The organism is Pseudomonas macauensis (assembly GCF_047902425.1).
Taxonomy (GTDB): domain Bacteria; phylum Pseudomonadota; class Gammaproteobacteria; order Pseudomonadales; family Pseudomonadaceae; genus Pseudomonas.
The window spans coordinates 6,029,451-6,047,896 of the sequence record NZ_CP138377.1; the positions used below are offsets into that span (position 1 = coordinate 6,029,451).

Annotated in this window: 16 protein-coding genes; 8 read left to right on the forward strand and 8 right to left on the reverse strand. The window is 65.9% G+C overall.

The window, feature by feature from the left end:
* The first annotated feature begins 6 nt into the window (after positions 1-6).
* The 5 genes from SD196_RS27460 (at position 7) to SD196_RS27480 (ending at position 6,492) form a co-directional block, all read left to right on the forward strand.
* Complete coding sequence (locus SD196_RS27460; RefSeq protein WP_416310915.1) at positions 7-2,412, forward strand: carbohydrate-binding family V/XII; 2,406 nt, start codon at positions 7-9, stop codon at positions 2,410-2,412.
* Positions 2,413-2,491: 79 nt separating this feature from the next.
* On the forward strand, positions 2,492-3,466 hold the full coding sequence (locus SD196_RS27465) for an AEC family transporter (RefSeq protein WP_343575871.1): 975 nt from the start codon (positions 2,492-2,494) through the stop codon (positions 3,464-3,466).
* A 405-nt stretch (positions 3,467-3,871) separates the two neighbouring features.
* The gene (locus SD196_RS27470; protein ID WP_331315085.1) at positions 3,872-5,176 is read left to right on the forward strand and encodes a CitMHS family transporter; all 1,305 of its coding nucleotides are present in this window, start codon (positions 3,872-3,874) and stop codon (positions 5,174-5,176) included.
* 32 nt (positions 5,177-5,208) lie between these two features.
* On the forward strand, positions 5,209-5,970 hold the full coding sequence (locus tag SD196_RS27475) for a TerC family protein (RefSeq protein ID WP_331315087.1): 762 nt from the start codon (positions 5,209-5,211) through the stop codon (positions 5,968-5,970).
* A 90-nt stretch (positions 5,971-6,060) separates the two neighbouring features.
* Positions 6,061-6,492 carry a hypothetical protein gene (locus SD196_RS27480; protein WP_343575878.1) on the forward strand — a complete coding sequence of 144 codons (432 nt, stop codon included), beginning with the start codon at positions 6,061-6,063 and terminating at the stop codon, positions 6,490-6,492.
* Between the two features lie 21 nt (positions 6,493-6,513).
* Here the strand turns inward: SD196_RS27480 and SD196_RS27485 are convergent, their stop codons facing one another.
* The gene (locus SD196_RS27485) at positions 6,514-6,999 is read right to left on the reverse strand and encodes an LEA type 2 family protein (RefSeq protein ID WP_416310916.1); all 486 of its coding nucleotides are present in this window, start codon (positions 6,997-6,999) and stop codon (positions 6,514-6,516) included.
* A 359-nt stretch (positions 7,000-7,358) separates the two neighbouring features.
* Between SD196_RS27485 and SD196_RS27490 the strand changes: the two genes are divergently transcribed.
* Entirely contained in the window at positions 7,359-9,065 is a 1,707-nt protein-coding gene (locus SD196_RS27490) for a Na/Pi cotransporter family protein (protein ID WP_275609419.1), read from the forward strand.
* A gap of 105 nt (positions 9,066-9,170) precedes the next feature.
* Entirely contained in the window at positions 9,171-10,205 is a 1,035-nt protein-coding gene (locus SD196_RS27495) for an AraC family transcriptional regulator (protein WP_275609420.1), read from the forward strand.
* Positions 10,206-10,280: 75 nt separating this feature from the next.
* On the opposite strand, the gene SD196_RS27500 is transcribed toward SD196_RS27495, so the two are convergent.
* Positions 10,281-11,237 carry an NAD-dependent epimerase/dehydratase family protein gene (locus tag SD196_RS27500; RefSeq protein WP_416310917.1) on the reverse strand — a complete coding sequence of 319 codons (957 nt, stop codon included), beginning with the start codon at positions 11,235-11,237 and terminating at the stop codon, positions 10,281-10,283.
* A gap of 203 nt (positions 11,238-11,440) precedes the next feature.
* Here SD196_RS27500 and SD196_RS27505 point away from each other — a divergent pair, with 203 nt between their 5' ends.
* Positions 11,441-12,814: a M16 family metallopeptidase gene (locus SD196_RS27505; RefSeq protein WP_416310918.1), complete on the forward strand. Its 1,374-nt coding sequence runs from the start codon at positions 11,441-11,443 to the stop codon at positions 12,812-12,814.
* 21 nt (positions 12,815-12,835) lie between these two features.
* Here SD196_RS27505 and SD196_RS27510 read toward each other — a convergent pair whose 3' ends face one another.
* The 6 genes from SD196_RS27510 to SD196_RS27535 all read right to left on the reverse strand — a co-directional run bounded on the left by SD196_RS27510 (position 12,836) and on the right by SD196_RS27535 (position 18,390).
* Positions 12,836-13,390 carry a GNAT family N-acetyltransferase gene (locus SD196_RS27510; protein WP_275609423.1) on the reverse strand — a complete coding sequence of 185 codons (555 nt, stop codon included), beginning with the start codon at positions 13,388-13,390 and terminating at the stop codon, positions 12,836-12,838.
* Between the two features lie 123 nt (positions 13,391-13,513).
* Positions 13,514-14,806 (reverse strand): MFS transporter, encoded by a 1,293-nt coding sequence (locus tag SD196_RS27515; RefSeq protein WP_416310919.1) that lies wholly within the window; start codon positions 14,804-14,806, stop codon positions 13,514-13,516.
* Between the two features lie 294 nt (positions 14,807-15,100).
* A complete protein-coding gene (locus tag SD196_RS27520; protein WP_331315096.1) occupies positions 15,101-15,757 on the reverse strand; it encodes a DUF799 domain-containing protein in 657 nt (218 codons plus the stop codon).
* Position 15,758: 1 nt separating this feature from the next.
* Positions 15,759-16,112 (reverse strand): DUF4810 domain-containing protein, encoded by a 354-nt coding sequence (locus SD196_RS27525; RefSeq protein ID WP_370600376.1) that lies wholly within the window; start codon positions 16,110-16,112, stop codon positions 15,759-15,761.
* 40 nt (positions 16,113-16,152) lie between these two features.
* Complete coding sequence (locus SD196_RS27530; protein WP_275609426.1) at positions 16,153-16,836, reverse strand: CsgG/HfaB family protein; 684 nt, start codon at positions 16,834-16,836, stop codon at positions 16,153-16,155.
* Between the two features lie 324 nt (positions 16,837-17,160).
* Entirely contained in the window at positions 17,161-18,390 is a 1,230-nt protein-coding gene (locus tag SD196_RS27535) for a nucleoside recognition domain-containing protein (RefSeq protein ID WP_275609427.1), read from the reverse strand.
* Positions 18,391-18,446: the final 56 nt, after the last annotated feature.

Here is an 18,446-nt window from a genome sequence, read left to right on the forward strand (position 1 = left end):
TCCACCATGCTTCTACGCCCGCTCCTGTCGTCGCTCGCCCTGGCCATTGGCCTGGCGCACGGCCTTCCCGTCGCACTGGCGGCCGACGCCCCGTCACCCGCCGCGCAGTCGAGCGCCGCCACCGAGCTGAAGTGGCCGCGCGACTTCGCCCTGGGCGAGCAGCACGTGCAGATCTTCCAGCCCCAGGTGGAAGCCTGGGACGGCACCCGCATGAGCGGCCGCGCGGCGATCGCCCTGGGCACCGCCAATGCCGCGCCCACCTATGGCGTGGCGCTGTTCTCCGCCGCCGCCGCCATCGACAAGGCCAGCGGCCTGGTGCAGCTCAGCGATATCCGCATCGACAAGGTGGAAGTCCCCACCGAGCCGGACAGCGCCGGCAAGGTCCGCGACGCCCTGGTGGCGCACCTGCCCAAGGACGGCCTGACCGTCTCCCTCGACGAACTGCAGGCCAGCTACGCGGTGAACCAGCAGTTGGACAAGCTGCGTCACGTCGAGGTGAAGAACGACGCGCCGCAGATCGTCTTCGCTGACACCCCGACCGTGCTGGTGATGATCGACGGCCAGCCGAACTGGCAGTCGCTGCCGGGCAGCGACTTCGAGCGCGTGATCAACAGCCGCGTGCTGATCCTGCGCGACGCCCAGGGCAACAACTATCTGCACGCGGCGGGCAGCTGGTACACCTCCCAGTCGCTGGATGGCAATTGGCTGGTGCTGAGCCAACCGCCCAAGGCGCTGCTCGGCGCCGAGCAGATCGCCAGCAAGAACGGCCCGGTGGACGCGCTGCTGCCCAAGAACGGCAAGCAACCGGCGAAGGCGCCGGCGGTGCTGGTCGTCACCCGGCCCACCGAGCTGATCGTCAGCGACGGCACCGCGCAGATGGCGCCGGTGGATGGCGTCAGTCTGCTGACTCTGCAGAACGCCGACCACGCGGTGTTCGTCGATCCCACCCACAACACCTGGTATGTGCTGGTCTCCGGTCGCTGGTTCAGCGGCCCCGGAGAAAAGGGCCCGTGGCAGTACGTCCAGGGCAAGGACCTGCCCGCTGACTTCGCGAAGATCTCGCCCAAGGACCCGAAGGCCAACGTGCTGGTCTCGGTACCCGGCACGCCGCAGGCCAAGGAAGCGGCCATCGCCGCGAGCATCCCGCAAACCGCCACCGTCTCGCGCAGCAAGACGACGCTGACGGTGAACTACGATGGCGCGCCGAACTTCCAGCCGATCGCCGGCACCAGCCTGAGCTATGCGGTGAACACCCCGACACCGGTGATCGAGGTGGCGCCCAACCAGTTCTACGCGGTGAACAACGGCATCTGGTTCGTCGCCCCCAGCGCCACCGGCGCCTGGCAGGTGGCGACCGAAGTGCCGGCGGTGATCTATGGCATTCCGCCCAGCTCGCCGGTGTACTACGTGACCTACGTGCACATCTATTCGGTCACCCCGCAGACCGTGGTGGTGGGCTACACACCCGGCTACCTGGGCGTGGTGGTGAACAGCGACGGCACGGTGGTCTACGGCACCGGCTACACCTACCCGGCGTACGTCAGCAGCACCGTGTACTACGGCTACCCGCCGACCTACGGCTACGGCGCAGGCTTCGCCGTGGGCGCGCTGACCGGGTTCGCCTTCGGCTTCGCCGCCGGCGCCTGGTGGGGCGCGCCCGAGCCCTACTGGGGCCCGTACTGGGGGCCCTACCCGGCGGGCGGCTGGAGCTACACCAACATCAACCAGGCGAACTTCTATGGCCGCTGGGGCCAGGGCTCCGTCACCCATGCCTACGGCTACAACGGCTGGACCGGCACCCAATGGCAAGGCAGCTCGGCGGTCGGCTACAACCCGCGTACCGGCACCCGCTTCGCCGGCAGCCAGGGCTCGGCCTTCAACCCCTATACCGACCAGGGCGCCGCCGGACGCCGGGGCGCCTACGCTAATGCCTCCACCGGCATCTCCGGCGCGGGCCGCAGCGGCGTCGCCTACGACCGTGATTCGGGCGATTTCGAGGCGGGCCAGCAAGGGATCAAGCACAACGCCCAGACCGGCCGGACCACCATCGCCGAACGCGGCATCTCCGGGGATGTGGACGACGGCCGCGGCAGCTACGACCGCCAGAACCAGGGCATCAGCTACAACCGCCGGACCGGCAACGCCGTGGCCTGGAAGAACGGCGACGTCTACGCCGGCCACGATGGCAACGTCTATCAGCACACCCAGGACGGCGGCTGGCAGCAACACACCGACAATGGCTGGCAGCCCGTGCAACCCAGCCAGAGCACCGTACGCAACCAGCTCGACCAGCAATGGCAGTCGCGCCAGCTGGGCCAGCAGCGCTTCGGCCAGACCCAGCGCCAGTGGGGCGGAGGCGGATTCGGCGGCGCCCATTTCGGTGGCGGGCACTTTGGCGGGTTCCGCCGCTGACGCTGTGGACAAGGTTTTCCACACCCTGAAAGACTGTGGAAAACCGGGCGGGCAAGGCTGAGAAACTTATCCACATGCCTTGCCCTCCCCCTCGCCAGCTCGGCAAGATGCCTGCTTCCAGCCATCTTGCGGGGTCACCGTGACCGCTCTGTTCCAGGCCCTCTGGCCGTTGTTCGCGCTGATCGTCGGCGGCTACGTGCTGCGTCGCAAGGGATTCCCCGGCGAAGCGTTCTGGCCCGCCGCCGAGCGGCTCAACTACTTCCTCCTGTTCCCCGCTCTGCTGGCCAGCAGCCTGGCCAACGCGCCGCTGAACGATCCCGGCCTGGCCCGTCAGGCGCTGGCGGTGATCCTCGGCCTGGGCATCGCCTGGTTCGCCCTGCTGATCGTCAAGCGCCTGCGCGGCTGGAGCGCGGCGCGCTTCGGCGCCATTGCCCAGGGCGTGCTGCGTTTCAACACCTACCTGGGGCTGGCTGCCGTCGGCAGCCTGTATGGCAAACCGGGGCTGACCCTGGCCGCGCTGATGCTGGCGCTGATGGTGCCGACGGTGAACGTGATGTCGGTGTGGGCGCTGACCGCCGAGCGCGGCATCAGCCTGCGAGGGCTGTTGCTGCCGATCGTGAAGAACCCGCTGATCCTCGCCTGCCTGGTCGGCGCGCTGCTCAACCTGAGCGGCATCGGCCTGCCGGGCGGTAGCGACCGGCTGCTCAACCTGCTGGCGGTGGCGAGCCTGCCGCTGGGCCTGTTGTGCGTGGGCGCGGCGTTGCAGCCGCAGGAGCTGCGCGCGGAAGTCGCGGCGCTGGGCTGGAACTGCGCGATCCGCCTGCTGGCAATGCCATTGCTGGCCTTCGCCATCGCCCGCCTGCTGGCCCTGCCGGCGCTGGAAAGCGCGCTGCTGGTGCTGTTCTTCGCCCTGCCCACCGCGCCGACGGCTTATGTGCTCACTCGCCAGCTGGGCGGCGAGAGCCATCTGATGGCCGGGATCATTACCCTGCAGACGCTGCTGGCCGGCGCCAGCCTGCTGGTGGTGATGGGGGCGATTCAGGCGCTCGGCTGACCCGCTCCTGCAAAGGCCGGAAACTTATCCACATGGCACACCGCTTCCGTAGGAGCGGATCTTATCCGCGATCCGGCCGGCAGGCCGGTGCAAGGCCAAGGCTTCGCGGACAAGGTCCGCTCCTACAATGAACTCCGCCGTTCAACCTGCGACTTACCCACAGGGTCTGGCTTCGGTTCGCGAGCAAGCTCGCTCCAACAAGAACCGCTCCGATCAACGGCGCCCTCCCGCGAAAGCCTGCTGAAAGCTTGACCTCCTAGCATCGCCGCCCTCGGCCCTCCCGGCCGCACAAAAACAACAATCGGTGATCGCCATGTTCCATGCCCTGTCCTCCCCCGCTCCGTCCACGCCGCGCCCGTTCCCCCACAGCCACCGCTGATCCCGCGCCGACACGGAGTTATCCCCATGCTGACTTTCCTCGCCTTCGCCATGGTGGCGACCTTCATGTTCCTGATCATGACCAAGCGGCTGTCGGCGCTGATCGCGCTGATCCTGGTCCCGATCTCCTTCGCTGTGCTCGGCGGCTTCGCCGCGGGGCTCGGCCCGATGATGCTGGACGGCATCCGCACCCTGGCGCCGACGGGGGTGATGCTGATGTTCGCCATCCTCTACTTCGCCATCATGATCGACTCGGGCCTGTTCGACCCGGCGGTGCGCAAGATCCTCAAGCTGGTGAAAGGCGACCCGCTGAAGGTCTCGATGGGCACCGCCGCGCTGGCGATGATCGTCTCGCTCGATGGTGACGGCTCAACCACTTACATGATCTGCGTGGCCGCCGTGCTGCCCCTGTACAGCCGCCTGGGTATGAGCCCGCTGCTGATGGCCTGCCTGATCATGCTCTCCAGCGGCGTGCTGAACATGACGCCCTGGGGCGGTCCCACCGCCCGCGCGGCCAGTGCGCTGCACGTGGACCCGGCGGACATCTTCGTGCCGATGATCCCGGCCATGCTCGCCGGCATCGCGGCGATCTTCGGCCTCGCCTGGGTCTACGGCAAACGCGAGCGCGAGCGCCTGGGCGAGCTGCACCTGCCGACCGACCCTGAAGCACTGGCCGAGGTCAGCGTCTCGCAGTACCCCGAAGCGCGCCGGCCGAAGCTGCTGTGGTTCAACGGCGCACTCACGGTGGTGCTGATGGGCACCCTGATCGCCGGACTGCTGCCGATGCCGGTGCTGTTCATGATCGCCTTCGGTATCGCGATGATCGTGAACTATCCCTGCATCCTTGAGCAGAAGAAGCGTATCGGCGCCCACGCCGAGAACGTCCTGGCGGTGGTTTCGCTGATCTTCGCCGCCGGGGTCTTCACCGGGATCCTTTCCGGAACAGGCATGGTCGAAGCCATGTCGAAGAGCCTGCTGGCGGTGATCCCTCCGTCACTTGGGCCGTATCTGGCGACCATCACGGCGCTGGTGAGCATGCCGTTCACCTTCTTCATGTCGAATGACGCTTTCTACTACGGCGTGCTCCCGGTACTCTCCCAGGCCGCCGCGCAGTACGGCATCACCCCGGTGGAAATGGCCCGCGCCTCCATCGTCGGCCAGCCCGTACACCTGCTCAGCCCACTGGTGCCGTCGACGTACCTGCTGGTGGGCCTGGCCAAGGTGGACTTCGGCGACCATCAGCGCTTCACCCTGAAATGGGCCGTGCTGGTGTGCCTGGCGATCCTTGCCGCCGCCCTGCTGCTGGGCTTGTTCCCTCTGTTCAATCAATGAACAGTTCAATGACTGACTTCGAGTGACCGTAAATGGAATGGCTGACCAGCCCTGAAATCTGGATTGCGTTCTTCACCCTGACTGCCCTGGAGATCGTCCTGGGCATCGACAACATCATCATGATTTCCATCCTGGTCGGCCGCATGCCCAAGCACATGCAGCCACGCACGCGCTTCTTCGGGCTGGCGCTGGCGATGGTCACGCGCATCCTGCTGCTGTTGTCGATCACCTGGGTGATGCGCCTGACCGCCGACCTGTTCCAGGTGTTCGGCCAGGGCATTTCCGGGCGCGACCTGATCCTGTTCTTCGGCGGCCTGTTCCTCCTGTGGAAAAGCAGCTCCGAGATCTACCACGGCCTGGAAGGCGAGGACGAAACCGAAGGCGAGCCCAAGAGCATGATGGGCGGCTTCATCGGCACCATCATCCAGATCGCCATCATCGACATCGTGTTCTCGCTGGACTCGGTGATCACCGCGGTGGGCATGGTGTCCAACGTGCCGGTGATGATCGCCGCGATCGTCGTGGCCGTGCTGGTGATGATGCTGGCGGCCGGCGCCATCAGCGACTTCATCGACAAGCACCCGTCGCTGAAGATGCTGGCGCTGTCCTTCCTCATCGTGGTCGGCACCGTGCTGATCGCCGAGGCCTTCGAAGTCCACGTGCCGAAGGGTTACGTCTACTTCGCCATGGCCTTCTCGCTGGCGGTGGAAGCCCTGAACATCCGCATGCGCACCGCGCGCGGGAAGAAGGACCTGGAGCCGGTGAAGCTGCGCAAGGATATTCCCGGCCAGTGATCCCGCCGCGACAACCGGTCGCGACGGGAGATAATCGATGCCGGCTATGCTCCCGGTGCGGCAAGCACGCCGCACCGGGAGAGCGAGTTCATGGAAGAAGTTATCAACAAGGCATTGCTGGTTGGCGCAGCCCTGAGCGCCCTGGCGGCGCTTCTGCATGTGGCGATCATCTTCGGCGGCGCCCCGTGGTACCGCTTCTTCGGCGCCGGTGAAAGAATGGCGCGGGCGGCGGAAGCCGGCCATCTGCGCCCCACCCTGATTACCATCGGCATCGCTTCGATACTCGCGCTCTGGTCTCTCTACGCGTTGTCCGGCGCCGGACTCATCGCCCCGCTGCCCCTGCTGCGTAGCGGGCTCTGCCTGATCACCGGCATCTACCTGCTGCGGGGCCTGGCGATCCTGCCCCTGCTGACGGTCGCCCGCTCCCGTTCCACCCCGTTCCTGATCTGGAGCTCGCTGGTCTGCCTGGGTTTCGGCCTGGTCCACCTGCTTGGCCTGGCGCAACGCTGGAACAGCCTCTAGGCAGGGTTATCCACAGCCGCCTCAGCGTTGTACCTTGGGCACCGGCCAATTCAGCACGCCCTTGTCGTTGAAGCGCACCGTACCGAACAGCCCACCGGCCAGCTTGCCGTTGATCTCGTAGGGCATACCCTCGCGCGGCGGCCCGCCGGACAGGCCCCAGGCCTGACGGATGGCGGAAAACGCCGAAAAGCTCACCGGCACGCTGATCACCTTTTCGCCAAAGCGCGGCACCTGGCCGCTGGCGTCGCTCACCCCGCTGGCCAGCGGCTGGCCGTTCACCGCCAGGTCCAGGGCGATGCCGTTGTAGTCGATGGCGTCGTCGTTGGGGTTCTGCACCCGCAGCTTCACCATGAAACGCGCCTCCATGCCCTGCCCGGCAACGGGTTCCAGTCCGACCAGGTCGACCCGCAGCGGATCGCGCAGGCCGAACAGGCTACTGCAGGCGCCCAGCGCCAGCATCATTGCGATCAGGCCACCCCGCCGGGCGATCTCTCGAATACCTCGCATGCATACTCCTTGCTGGTGGATGGTTCGGCCGCCGACCCGGTGCCCGGCGCGCTGGTGTGCCCGGGGATTTTATCCACAGGACTGGCGGGCTGGCTGTTCCAGGTCAGGCCCGGCGCCGCGTTTCGCTGCAATATCCGCCCGCACGATGGCGCCGGATCAGCTTTACTCAAGCACAGGAACCCCAGCGAATCAGGCATTTGGCGAACCCTCAGGGAAAAACACGGGTCTACCCAAGACAATTGGATGACAACGCCTGAACGCTGCCGTGTCCTTATCGGCCTTCCGCGCTATCGGATTGCGGGCGAGGTCGTCAGGGGCTGTTGAGGTCAGCGGCCCCGGAAAGCGTGAGGGGGCCCGACATGCTCAAACTGCTCGATCTACTCTCCGCCGTCGCCCTGTTGGTGTGGGGCACCCATATCGTCCGCACCGGCATTCTCAGGGTTTACGGCACCCATCTGCGGCGTGTGCTGAGCAACAGCGTACAGAAGCGGCCGCTGGCCTTCGCCGCCGGTATCGGCGTGACGGCCCTGGTGCAAAGCAGCAACGCCACCGCGCTGCTGGCCACTTCCTTCGTCGCCACCGGCCTGATGGCGCTGGCGCCCGCCCTGGCCATCATGCTCGGCGCCGACGTCGGCACGGCACTGATGGCGCGGGTGCTGACGCTGGACCTGTCATGGCTCTCGCCACTGTTGATCTTCTTCGGGGTGATCCTCTTCCTCAGCCGCAAGCAGACCCGCGCCGGCCAGCTCGGCCGGGTGTTCATCGGCCTGGGGCTGATCATCCTGGCGCTGCAGCTGATCGTCGCCGCCGCCGAGCCGATGACCCAGGCCAAGGGCGTGAAGGTGCTGTTCTCCAGCCTGACCGGCGATGTGATGCTCGACGCCCTGACCGGCGCGCTGTTCGCCATGATTTCCTATTCCAGCCTGGCCGCCGTGCTGCTCGCCGCGACGCTGGCCACCTCCAAGGTGATCTCGCTGAAAGTGGCGCTGTGCCTGGTGGTCGGCGCCAACCTCGGCAGCGGCATCCTCGCCCTGATCAGCTCGGCCTCGCAGAATGCCGCCGGTCGGCGCGTGGCCCTGGGCAGCCTGTTATTCAAGTTCGCCGGCTGCCTGCTGGTGCTGCCCCTGGTCGGGCCGGTGGCGGTGTGGATGGACGATTGGCCGTTCCGCACCCAGGAACTGGTGATCGCCTTCCACGTGCTCTACAACGCCACCCGCTGCCTGGCGTGCCTGCCGCTCACCGAGCAGATGGCGCAGCTGTGCACGCGCCTGATGCCGGACCGGCAGTCCCCCGAAGACACCGTGCGCCCCCGCCACCTCGACCCGGCGGCGCTGGACACACCGAGCCTGGCGCTGGTCAACGCGGTGCGCGAGACCCTGCGCATGGGCGATATCGTCGAGCAAATGCTGAATCACCTGATGCAGGTTATCCACAGCGGCGATCCGCTGCTCGCCAAGCAAATCCGCAAGCAGGATGACGACGTCGACGCGCTCTACACCGCGATCAAGCTGTACCTGGCGCGCATGCCCCGCGAGGATCTGGGCGAGCGCGACAGCCGCCGCTGGGCGGAGATCATCGAACTGGCGATCAACCTGGAACAGGCCGGCGACATCATCGAGCACATGCTCGGCGCCGTGCAGGACAAGAAGACTTCGCGCAGCCGCTCGTTCTCCGACAACGGCCTGGAGGAGATCACCGTGCTGCACGGGCAATTGCTCAGCAACCTGCGCCTGTCCCTGTCGGTGTTCCTCAATGGCGACCAGGAAGGCGCCCGGCGCCTGCGCCGCGCCAAGCAGCGCTTCCGCCTGCAGGAGCGCCATTACGCCCACGCGCACGTCGACCGCCTGCGCCAGCAGGTGGTGCAGAGCATCGAGACCAGTTCGCTGCACCTGGACCTGATCAGCGACATGAAGCGCCTGAACTCGCTGTTCTGCGCCATCGCCTATGCTGTGCTGGACAACCCGGACGCCAGCGTCGGCGACGCCAGAGCAGCCGAGGACTTCGTCGAGCATGAGGTCGAGCAGGCGCAGCAACCCCCGGCACCCGGCTCGCGCGCGGCAAGTTGAATCGGACGACGGCCGGACCGTTTCGCGGGGCGCTCGGCAGCGCCGCGCGAAACCGCGCACAACACAGGTTACCCAGGGCCCAGGGTTAGGGCAGAATCCCCCGCCATGGACGAAAGCTCTCAAACACTCCGCACACCCTCGGTCAGCGCAAGCCTGACCCAGGCCGTGCTGTTGGCCGCGGCCCGCCTGGGCCTCGACCGCGATGCGCTGCTCACCGCAAGCGGCCTGCAGGAGGCTCAGCTCGGCGATCCCGACGCGCGCATCGACTTCCCACATCAGGAACGGCTCTGGGACGCGATCCAGACCCGTCTGCCCAACCCCGAGCCCGGTCTGGCCGTGGGCCGTGCGCTGTCGCCGGCCTCCTTCAGCGCCCTGGGTTATCTGTTGCAAAGCAGCACGACGCTGGGCGAAGCCCTGGAGTCGGCGCTGCGCTACCAGCGTCTGGTCGGAGAAGGCGGCCAGGTGACGATCGAGGTACAGCCCGAGAGCATCTGGGTCGCCTACCGTCCGCTCAATCCCGAGCAGTCCGCCACCCGTCCCCGCGCACTGGCCCTGTTGAGCTTCTGGGCGCGCCAGCTCAAGGCGCTGCTGCCAGGCCTGCAGCTCGCCGGCTGCCGCTTCATGCACCGCCAGCCGGAGCACCTCGACGACTATGCGAAGGCCTTTGCCTGCCCGCTGCACTTCGAGGCCCAGGACTATGCCCTGGGCTTGCCCAAGGCGATGGTTGGTGTCGCCCTGCCGCAGGCCAATGCGCCACTGCGCGACCTGCTGCGCCAGCATGCCGAAGGACTGCTGGCGCGCCTGCCCAGCGCCAGTGTCAGCGGCCGGGTAGTCGCGCTGCTCGGCGAACAGCTCACCCGCGGCGAACCCGGCCGCGCGGCCCTGGCCAACGTTCTGGGCCTGAGCGAGCGCACCCTGCAACGACGCCTGGCAGAGGAAGGCAGCAGTTATCAACAGCTGCTGGCCGACACCCGGCGGCAACTGGCGGAGCGCTATCTCAGCGAAGACAACCTGCCGGCCACCGATATCGCCGCGCTGCTCGGCTATTCCGAACCCAGCGTGTTCTTCCGCGCCTTCCGCCATTGGACGGGCCTGACACCGGGGGAATACCGTCAGCGCCGCCGCCACTCGGGCAGCTGAAGCCTGGCAACCCCGGAACCTTGTCGAAGCTGGCTTTCCACAGGTTTTTCTACAGGTTATCAACAGGCTGAGCTGTCAGCCGTTCATCCCGCGGGCCTCGAGGAACGCCAGGAACGCCTCCCGGCTGGAGTAGCGCGGCTGGTAGCCGAACTCCTCCTTGAGCCGCCGGTTGTCCAGCACCGGACGGTAACGCAGGAAGTCCACCTGTTCCGGGCCATAGGTCGACAGCCCCAGCGGCTTGAGCAGGCCCAGTCCGGCGCGCAGCAGCGGAGCCGGCCAGGCCCGGTAAGGCTTGCCGAGCAGTTCGGCGATCTCGCGCAGGGACAACGCACCGTCGCCCGCCAGGTTGTAGATACCCTCGCTGCCCTGCTCCAGCCCCTGGCGGATGACGTTCACCACATCCTGGTCCCAGACGAACACGAAACGGCTGGGATGGCCGGTGACGCCCAGGAGCTTGCGCTGGCCGAACAGTTCGATGAGCGGGTTATGCACACGTCGGCCGAGGATGGTGCCGGGCCTCAGGATGAGTTGCTTGAGCTGTGGATAACGCTGCCGCATGTCCTCCAGAAACCGCTCTATTTCCTGCTTGTGGCGGACATGAAGGAAACGCGGATGGATCCGCAATGGCTGGCTTTCGTCGATCAGTTCGGCATTGTCGGGGTGATAGCCATATGCAGCCCCGGAACTGGTGACGATCAGTTGCTGCACGCCGGCCTCGCAGGCGGCTTCGATCAGTGTCTTGGTGCCGCCGACCTCGATGGCGTAGAGCTGCGACTGGGTCATTTCGCGTGGGGGATTGATCACCGCGGCGAGGTGCACGATGGCCTCGGGGCGCCACTTTTCCATGCAGTGCCGCACCTTGGAAGGCACGCTGATGTCCAGCTGAAGCGGCTCGATGTTCGGGCGCAGCCCCTGCAGACTCAGGCAGCGAACATCGGCGGCGATCAGGGTCCAGTCAAGATGCTGCACCGCCAGGTCGCTGAGCAGGCTCTGGCCAAGGAACCCGGCCGCACCGGTAATCAGGACACGCATGAAGCCTCCGAATCTCTACATCCACGGCGAAGGCATGTCCGCCGTCGCCGGAGGGTGAATCCGCGTCGTGCCCCCACAGTGACGATAGAAGCCATGGGCGATGATGCAAGGCGCCGACCGTAGAGCGGACTACGGGTAGGTTCACGCCGGCCAATCCGCTATCCTCGTCGCTTTGCGTTCTGGCTCCCCCAGGCTTTGTGCTCATGCGCTGGTTGTTTTTCCCCCTGCTATCCCTGCTGCTTGCTGGCTGGTCGCATGCCGATCAGCGCCAGACGGTGGAGGCGTACCAGTTGGCAAACGGCATGGGCGTGCTGTTCAAGCCCACCCGCGAGAAGGGCCACGTCTCCATCCGGCTGATCGTCGGCGTCGGCTTCAGCGACTTCTCCTGCCAGGACCGCCAGTTGCCGCACCTGATGGAGCACCTGTTCTTCAGCGGCCTGGACGGCGGTGACGAAGCCGACCTGGAAGCCCGCATGCAGGCCCTGGGCGGCCAGTGGAACGCCTATACCAGTGAAGGCGATACCGCCTTCGTGGTCGAGTCGCCGGCCGCCACCCAGCGCCAGGTGCTCGACCTGCTGCTGGAAGCCATCACCCGTACCCAACTGGACGCGCAGAAGGTCGCCTCCGCCAAGCAGGTGCTGGTGCGCGAGGACGGCGGCCACTATTCGCACCTGCAGCGCTGGCTCGACCACCAGAACGTCAGCCGCGCCGGCCAGGAACAGCTCGCCGTGGAACTGGGGCTGGCCTGCACCGAGCGCGCACCGGTCGGGCACCTGAGCCAGGCCCAGCTGGACCAGTTGCGCAAGGACTGGTACGTGCCGAGCAACATGACGCTGATCATCGTCGGTGACCTCGATCCGCGCCTGCCGGTGTACCTGGGCCACAGCTATGGCGCGTTGGTCGATCACGACACGCCGGAACGTCGCGAGCTGCCGGTGATGAAAGGGACAGCCGAACGCCAGCGCACGCTGACCACCAGCCTGTTTGGCGAGAGCGCGGTGCTGCACTGGATATTCCCCGAGCCGGGCGATGCCGAAGGCGCCTCCCTGGACCTTCTGCAGGCATACCTGAACGACGTGCTCTATACCGAGCTACGGGTACGCCGCGAGCTGTCGTATGGCCCCTGGAGCGAACGCAGTGCCTGGGCCAACCAGGGATTCCTCAGCCTGAACGCCGACATCGAGCGTGACGATCAGGACGCCACGCTCAAGGCGTTGCACGAGGTGGTGGAGAAGATTCGCCACGACGGTCTGGACCCGGCGCGTTTCAGCCGCATCCAGCGCGTGGCACGGGCTCAGCTGGCCTGGAGTACGCCGGGTAACGCGACGCTGGCGGACTATTACTGGGGTGCGCTGGCGGACTTCGACGACGGTCACTTCCCCGACGAGGACAAGCGCCTGGCGAAGGTCAGCCTGCAACAGATGAACGAGCTGGCACAGCAGCTGTTCAAGGATGACGGCTACCTGCGCATCGAGAAGCCGCTGCTGGACGACGATGCGGTCTATCCGCTGGCCGCCGGGGCCGCGCTGCTGGTCGCGGTGCTGCTGGGCCTGGTGTTGTGGCGCCGGCGAGGCTGATGCCCCGCCGGAGCAGAGGCGTTACAGGGCCAGGCGGCGAATCACCTGGCAGGCGTCGTCCGGATCGGGTTGGGCGCGGAAGCCCAGCTCGCGGGCCATGTCGCGCATGTCGCGATCCATTGATGAGTCGATCGAATACATCTGGTGGAAGCCGTTGCGCTTGGCCACATCGATCAGGTGGCGCATCAATGCGAGGCCAAGGCCCAGTTGCTTGAAGTCGTCGGCAACGGTCACCGCGCATTCACACTGTTGGTTATCCACAGCCGCGTACCGGCTGATGCCGACTTCACGCAGTTCACCATCCACATGGGTCAAGGCAATGAAAGCCATGGTCGTCTGGTAGTCCACGTCCATCAGTTGATCGAGCAGCTTGTCGTCGATCTTCACTTCGCCGTGGAAGCGGAATTTGCGGGTCATGGGAGACAGGCGCTCGAGGAACAGGCGCTCGCGCTCACGGTCTTCCGAACGCAGCGGGCGGATCAGCACATGGCTGCCGTCGTCGAGGGTTTCTATCCAGTGATCGGTACCTACAGCCGCGAGGGCTGCAAGCTCCGCAGGGTTGCTGTGGGTCATCATGACGCGGTCTCCGCTGGCGAAGAGGGATTGGGATGACCCTATCCTTCTCCCTCCGCGCCCGGACGAGCCTGACTTGAATCAAGCCCGTCCGGATCAGCCGTGAGGCAGAACGCCGCAGCGGCGTCAGTTGCCGACGGCCGCCAGTGAGCCTTCCCGCACGCGGGCGCCCTTGCGGAACAGCACCAGGGTGGCGAGCAGGCCGAGCGTCGCCGCACCGCTGAGCCAGAGACCCGGCGCCGCCTGGTTGTCCAGGGTGTGGATAAGCCAGGTGCAGATGGCCGGGGTGAAGCCGCCGAAGGTGGCGGTGGCCAGGCTGTAGGCCAGGGAGAAACCGGTGGTGCGCACGTCCGCCGGCATCACCTCGGTGAGCGCCACCACCATGGCGCCGTTGTAGCTGCCGTAGAGGAAGGACAGCCACAGCTCCACCTCCAGCAGGCGCGAGAAACTCGGATTGGCCACCAGCCAGGACAGCATCGGATAAGCCGTGACCAGCGCCAGCACACTGGCCGCCAGCAGCAAGGGCTTGCGGCCGATGCGGTCGGACAGCGCGCCCATCACCGGCAGCCAGATGAAGTTGGACAGGCCTACGCACATGGTCACCAGCAGACTGTCGAAGTCCGACAGATGCAGCTCGTTCTTGCCGAAGGTCGGGGTGTAGGCGGTGATCAGGTAGAAAGACACGGTGGTCATCACCACCATGGCGGTGCCGGCCAGCACCAGGCCGAAGTTCTGGCCGATGGAGCGCAGTACTTCGGAGAGGCCCGGATGGTGCTTGCGCTTCTGGAACTCGGGGGTCTCCTCCAGGGAGCGGCGGATGATGAACAACGCCGGGACGATCAGGCAGCCAACGAAGAACGGCACGCGCCAGCCCCATTCGCCCATGTCCTGCGGGCTCAGCCAGTGGTTGAGCAGTACCCCGAGCAGGCCTGCGAACACCACGGCGACCTGCTGGCTGGCCGACTGCCAACTGACAAAGAAGCCGCGTTTGCCCGGCGTGGCGATTTCCGCCAGATACACCGAGACCCCGCCCAATTCGACGCCGGCGGAAAAGCCCTGCAGCAGGCGGCCCAGCAGCACTAGCAACGGCGCCGCGGCCCCCAGGGTTGCATAGCCGGGCACGAAGGCGATCAGCAGCGTACCCATGGCCATCAGGCCGAGGGTGATGATCAGGCCCTGGCGGCGGCCGTGACGATCGATGTAGGCGCCGAGGAAGATGGCGCCCAGCGGCCGCATCAGGAAGCCGGCACCAAAGGTCGCCAGCGAAAGCATCAGGGAGGCGAAGGGGTCGTCGCCGGGGAAGAAGGTCTTGGCGATGGCGGTGGCATAGAAGCCATACACCATGAAGTCGTACATCTCGAGAAAGTTGCCGCTTACTACACGGAAGACGGCTTTGGCTTTGGCATTGTTCGAGGCCATAAGGGCATCACTCAGGCTGACACACGGGGGATCTCCACAAAGGAAATCGACGGTCATCGTCCGGGCGCCAGGCAGGCAGCAATCCGATGACTTATTTGTAACCCTATGTGTATAACCAGCCAGAAGACAATCTAAAAATGGCTGAAAGGCCCGAATTTACTGGCCTTGAAAGCTTTGTGAAAGCTTCGCGACATCTCGTCGGAAATCTTCTGGATATCGCGCAATTGCTTGACAGGATTTCGAGAGAAAACTTTTAGCAGGTGGCCGACCACCGGTGTGGCCGGCCACCTCCAGTCAGTCGGTACCGTACTTGGGCGAGCGTGGACCGTACAGCAGCCCCCCGTTGCGTCCGGCGGACAACAGGCGGGCACCGGTGATGCCGGCTACCGGGTAGCTGGCGTCGTCCTGGGCGCTGGAGATGATCTGCTTCACCGCGGCGCTGATCAGCATGCCGACCAGGCCGCCGCTGTTCTGGCTGCCCTCCTCGCTGGAAGCGGTGGCGGTACCGGTCCAGAGGGTGGTTCCGGAACGCAGGTCGACCAGGCGGGCGCTCGCGGTGACGATGCTTGCGCTGCTCAGCACCATGTAGCTGGTGCCGTACTCGGTGACGGTGACGTAGAGCGCGGCATCGGCGCCGAAGATTTCGCGCAGCTTGCCGGCGGGCAACTGGTGGATGTCAGCGGGAGTGCTCACGCCGTTCTGGCGGAAGGTTTCATCCACAAGGGCCACCGGCAGCACGTAGTAACCCGCCTCGGCCAGCGGGTAGGTGATCTGCGAAAGCATGCCATAGGAAGCCTTCACGTCCGGCGACTCGTTGAGCGGCGGCAGCACCAGGATCGACTTCGGGCGGCTCTGCTTGAAGGCGGAGTAGTCCACGGTCTTCTGCGGTGCACAACCCGCGAGCAGGGCCAGGGCGAACAGACCGGCGAGAACCTTGATCGTATGCTTCATCTCACTTGCCTCCCCGGGCGTTCTTCATCAGGAAATCCATGTAGGTCGCCGACTCGGGGAACAGCGCCTTCTCCGTCTGGAACTGCTGCATCATCTGATCGTCCTTGCCCAGGCTGAGGTAGAGCAGGCCGAGCTGGGCGTGATAGCCCGGCGGAACGGCGCCGTTGTCAGCCTTGATCTTCTGCAGGTCGCGCTCCAGCGCCTCCAGCTGCGCCTCCTTCGACTCGCCGGTGAGGTATTCGTGGACCTGCGGCTGGTAGCTTTCCCACTGGTACAGCGGCTTTTGCGTCTGGCAGCCGGCCAGCAGCAGCGCCGCGAACAGGCCCAGGCCACGCAGCACACGCGATGTGCTCATCACTTCCGTCATCTTTGCATTGCTCCTTGCAGTTCAGGATTCAGTGTTTGCTGGGCGTCCAGGCTCCGCTTTCCACCGCGCTGACCAGGCGGTTGACCGCCTCGCGCATGGCCAGGTCGAGTACCTTGCCGTTGAGGGTGGAGTCGTAACTCGCGGTGCCACCGAAACCGATGATTTCGCGGTTGGAGAGCGCGTACTCGCCGGCGCCCTGGCTGGAATACACCACCTCGGAAGTCGAGATATCGACGATGTTCAGCGCGACCTTGGCGTACGCCACCTGGGTCTTTCCGCGGCCGAGGATGCCGAACAGCTGGCGATCGCCGACTTCCTTGCGGCCGAATTCAGTGACGTCACCCGTGACCACGTAATCGGCGCCCTTCAGGCGTTGGGCCTGGCCCTTGATGGCGGCTTCCTGCTGGATCTCGCTCATGTTGTCGCGGTCCAGCACGTTGAAGCGGTTGGTCTGCTGCAGGTGAGTGATGAGGATGGTCTTGGCCTGGCCGCCAAGGCGATCGACGCCATCGGAGAACACACCGCGCATGTAGCTGGAGCGGTTGTCGAACTTGCCGACGGCGATCGGCGCGCGCGGGCCGGAATAGGGACGGCTGACGCTTTCCACCTGTTCCACCGGCATGGCGCGGGAGCTTTCCGTGGCGCACCCGCCGGACAGCAGGGCGCCGGAAATCGCCAGGCCCAGCATGGATGCCTGAAGCAGTTTGTTCATGAGGGATTCCCCTGTTCGGTCAATTGGACGAATTGAATCCGTGCCAGAACCGGCGGGTATGACCAGGGAATCGATCAGGGGCGGTCCCCGCCTGGCGTCTCCGCGCAGCGGCGGGACGATTCGGGGAACGAACGATCACACAGGGGAAATGAAGACAGCCTGGCATCCTGTTGCCACGTGCACCGCATCCCTTCGGTCTTCCAGCGGCCCTGGTCGAAAACGCTGTGATACCAGAGTCACGCGGCGATGATACGGCAATGTGCCATCAATGACAAAAAGCAGGCGTCATATTTCCTGGCAGCATGGCTGCGTCCGGAAGTCGCATCAGGCGAAGAACCAGTAGCACACCCCAATGGACGCCAGCACCCCGGCGAGGTCCGCCGCCAGCGCGCAGCCCACGGCATGACGGGCACGCTGGATACCTACGGCGCCGAAGTAGACGGCCAGCACGTAGAAGGTGGTTTCGGTACTGCCCTGCACGGTGGCGGCCACCAGCGCGGGGAAGCTATCCACGCCGTGAGACTGCATGGTTTCCAGCAGCATGGCCCGTGCCGCGCTGCCGGAGAACGGCTTGACCAGCGCAGTGGGCAGCGCGTCGACGAAGCGGGTGTCCCACCCAAGGCCTTCGACTGCCCAACGGATGCCGTCCAGGGCCATTTCCAGCGCGCCGGACGCCCGCAGCACGCCGACTGCGCACAGCATCGCCACCAGGTAGGGCAGCAGGCTCTTGGCGACGTCGAAGCCTTCCTTCGCGCCTTCGACGAAGGCTTCGTACACCGGCACCTTCTTCAGCCAGCCGACGACGAGGAACAGCATGATGATGCCGAACAGGGTCACGTTGCCCAGCAATGAGGACAGCTGCGCCAGCGCGGTGGCGGACAGGCCGGCGAGCAAGGCCATGAAGGCGCCCAGCGCCAGCGCGCCCGGGATCAGGTAGGCCAACACCACCGGGTCCCACAGGCGCAGGCGCTGCATCAGCGACACGCTCAGCAGGCCTACCAGCGTGGAGGCGCTGGTGGCCAGGAGGATCGGCAGGAACACCAGGGTCGGGTCGGCGGCGCCCTGCTGGGCGCGGTACATGAAGATGGTCACTGGCAGCAGGGTCAGCGAGGATGCGTTGAGCACCAGGAAGAGGATCTGCGCATTGCTCGCGGTGGTGCTGCTCGGGTTCAGTTCCTGCAGCGCTTTCATGGCCTTCAAGCCGATGGGCGTGGCGGCGTTGTCCAGGCCCAGGCCGTTGGCGGCGAAGTTCAGGGTGATCAGGCCGATGGCCGGGTGGCCGGCGGGCACTTCCGGCATCAGGCGCCGGAACAGCGGGCCAAGCAGGACTGCCAGTTTCTCCACCAGGCCGGCCTTCTCGGCGATGCGCAGGAAGCCGAGCCAGAGGGTCAGGGTGCCGAACAGCAACACCATCACGTCCACCGACAGCTTGGCCATGGCGAACAGGCTTTCCACCATGGCGGCAAAGACGGTCGCCTCGCCTCCGAGCAGCCAGCGGGAAAGCGCGGTAACCGCCGCGACGATGAAAAAGCCCAGCCACAGGCCGTTGAGCATGGAGAGTCCCCCTTGGAATGGCCCGGATGATAGCGGCACGGGCACACCCGGCGCCA

What these genes read in the sequence shown, in the direction of transcription:
- SD196_RS27460 (WP_416310915.1), top strand. Translation starts at nt 7, where the DNA reads ATGCTTCTACGCCCGCTCCTGTCGTCGCTCGCCCTGGCCATTGGCCTG.
- SD196_RS27470 (WP_331315085.1), top strand. Translation starts at nt 3,872, where the DNA reads ATGCTGACTTTCCTCGCCTTCGCCATGGTGGCGACCTTCATGTTCCTG.
- SD196_RS27475 (WP_331315087.1), top strand. Translation starts at nt 5,209, where the DNA reads ATGGAATGGCTGACCAGCCCTGAAATCTGGATTGCGTTCTTCACCCTG.
- SD196_RS27480 (WP_343575878.1), top strand. Translation starts at nt 6,061, where the DNA reads ATGGAAGAAGTTATCAACAAGGCATTGCTGGTTGGCGCAGCCCTGAGC.
- SD196_RS27485 (WP_416310916.1), bottom strand. Translation starts at nt 6,999, where the DNA reads ATGCGAGGTATTCGAGAGATCGCCCGGCGGGGTGGCCTGATCGCAATG.
- SD196_RS27490 (WP_275609419.1), top strand. Translation starts at nt 7,359, where the DNA reads ATGCTCAAACTGCTCGATCTACTCTCCGCCGTCGCCCTGTTGGTGTGG.
- SD196_RS27495 (WP_275609420.1), top strand. Translation starts at nt 9,171, where the DNA reads ATGGACGAAAGCTCTCAAACACTCCGCACACCCTCGGTCAGCGCAAGC.
- SD196_RS27500 (WP_416310917.1), bottom strand. Translation starts at nt 11,237, where the DNA reads ATGCGTGTCCTGATTACCGGTGCGGCCGGGTTCCTTGGCCAGAGCCTG.
- SD196_RS27505 (WP_416310918.1), top strand. Translation starts at nt 11,441, where the DNA reads ATGCGCTGGTTGTTTTTCCCCCTGCTATCCCTGCTGCTTGCTGGCTGG.
- SD196_RS27510 (WP_275609423.1), bottom strand. Translation starts at nt 13,390, where the DNA reads ATGATGACCCACAGCAACCCTGCGGAGCTTGCAGCCCTCGCGGCTGTA.
- SD196_RS27515 (WP_416310919.1), bottom strand. Translation starts at nt 14,806, where the DNA reads ATGGCCTCGAACAATGCCAAAGCCAAAGCCGTCTTCCGTGTAGTAAGC.
- SD196_RS27520 (WP_331315096.1), bottom strand. Translation starts at nt 15,757, where the DNA reads ATGAAGCATACGATCAAGGTTCTCGCCGGTCTGTTCGCCCTGGCCCTG.
- SD196_RS27525 (WP_370600376.1), bottom strand. Translation starts at nt 16,112, where the DNA reads ATGAGCACATCGCGTGTGCTGCGTGGCCTGGGCCTGTTCGCGGCGCTG.
- SD196_RS27530 (WP_275609426.1), bottom strand. Translation starts at nt 16,836, where the DNA reads ATGAACAAACTGCTTCAGGCATCCATGCTGGGCCTGGCGATTTCCGGC.
- SD196_RS27535 (WP_275609427.1), bottom strand. Translation starts at nt 18,390, where the DNA reads ATGCTCAACGGCCTGTGGCTGGGCTTTTTCATCGTCGCGGCGGTTACC.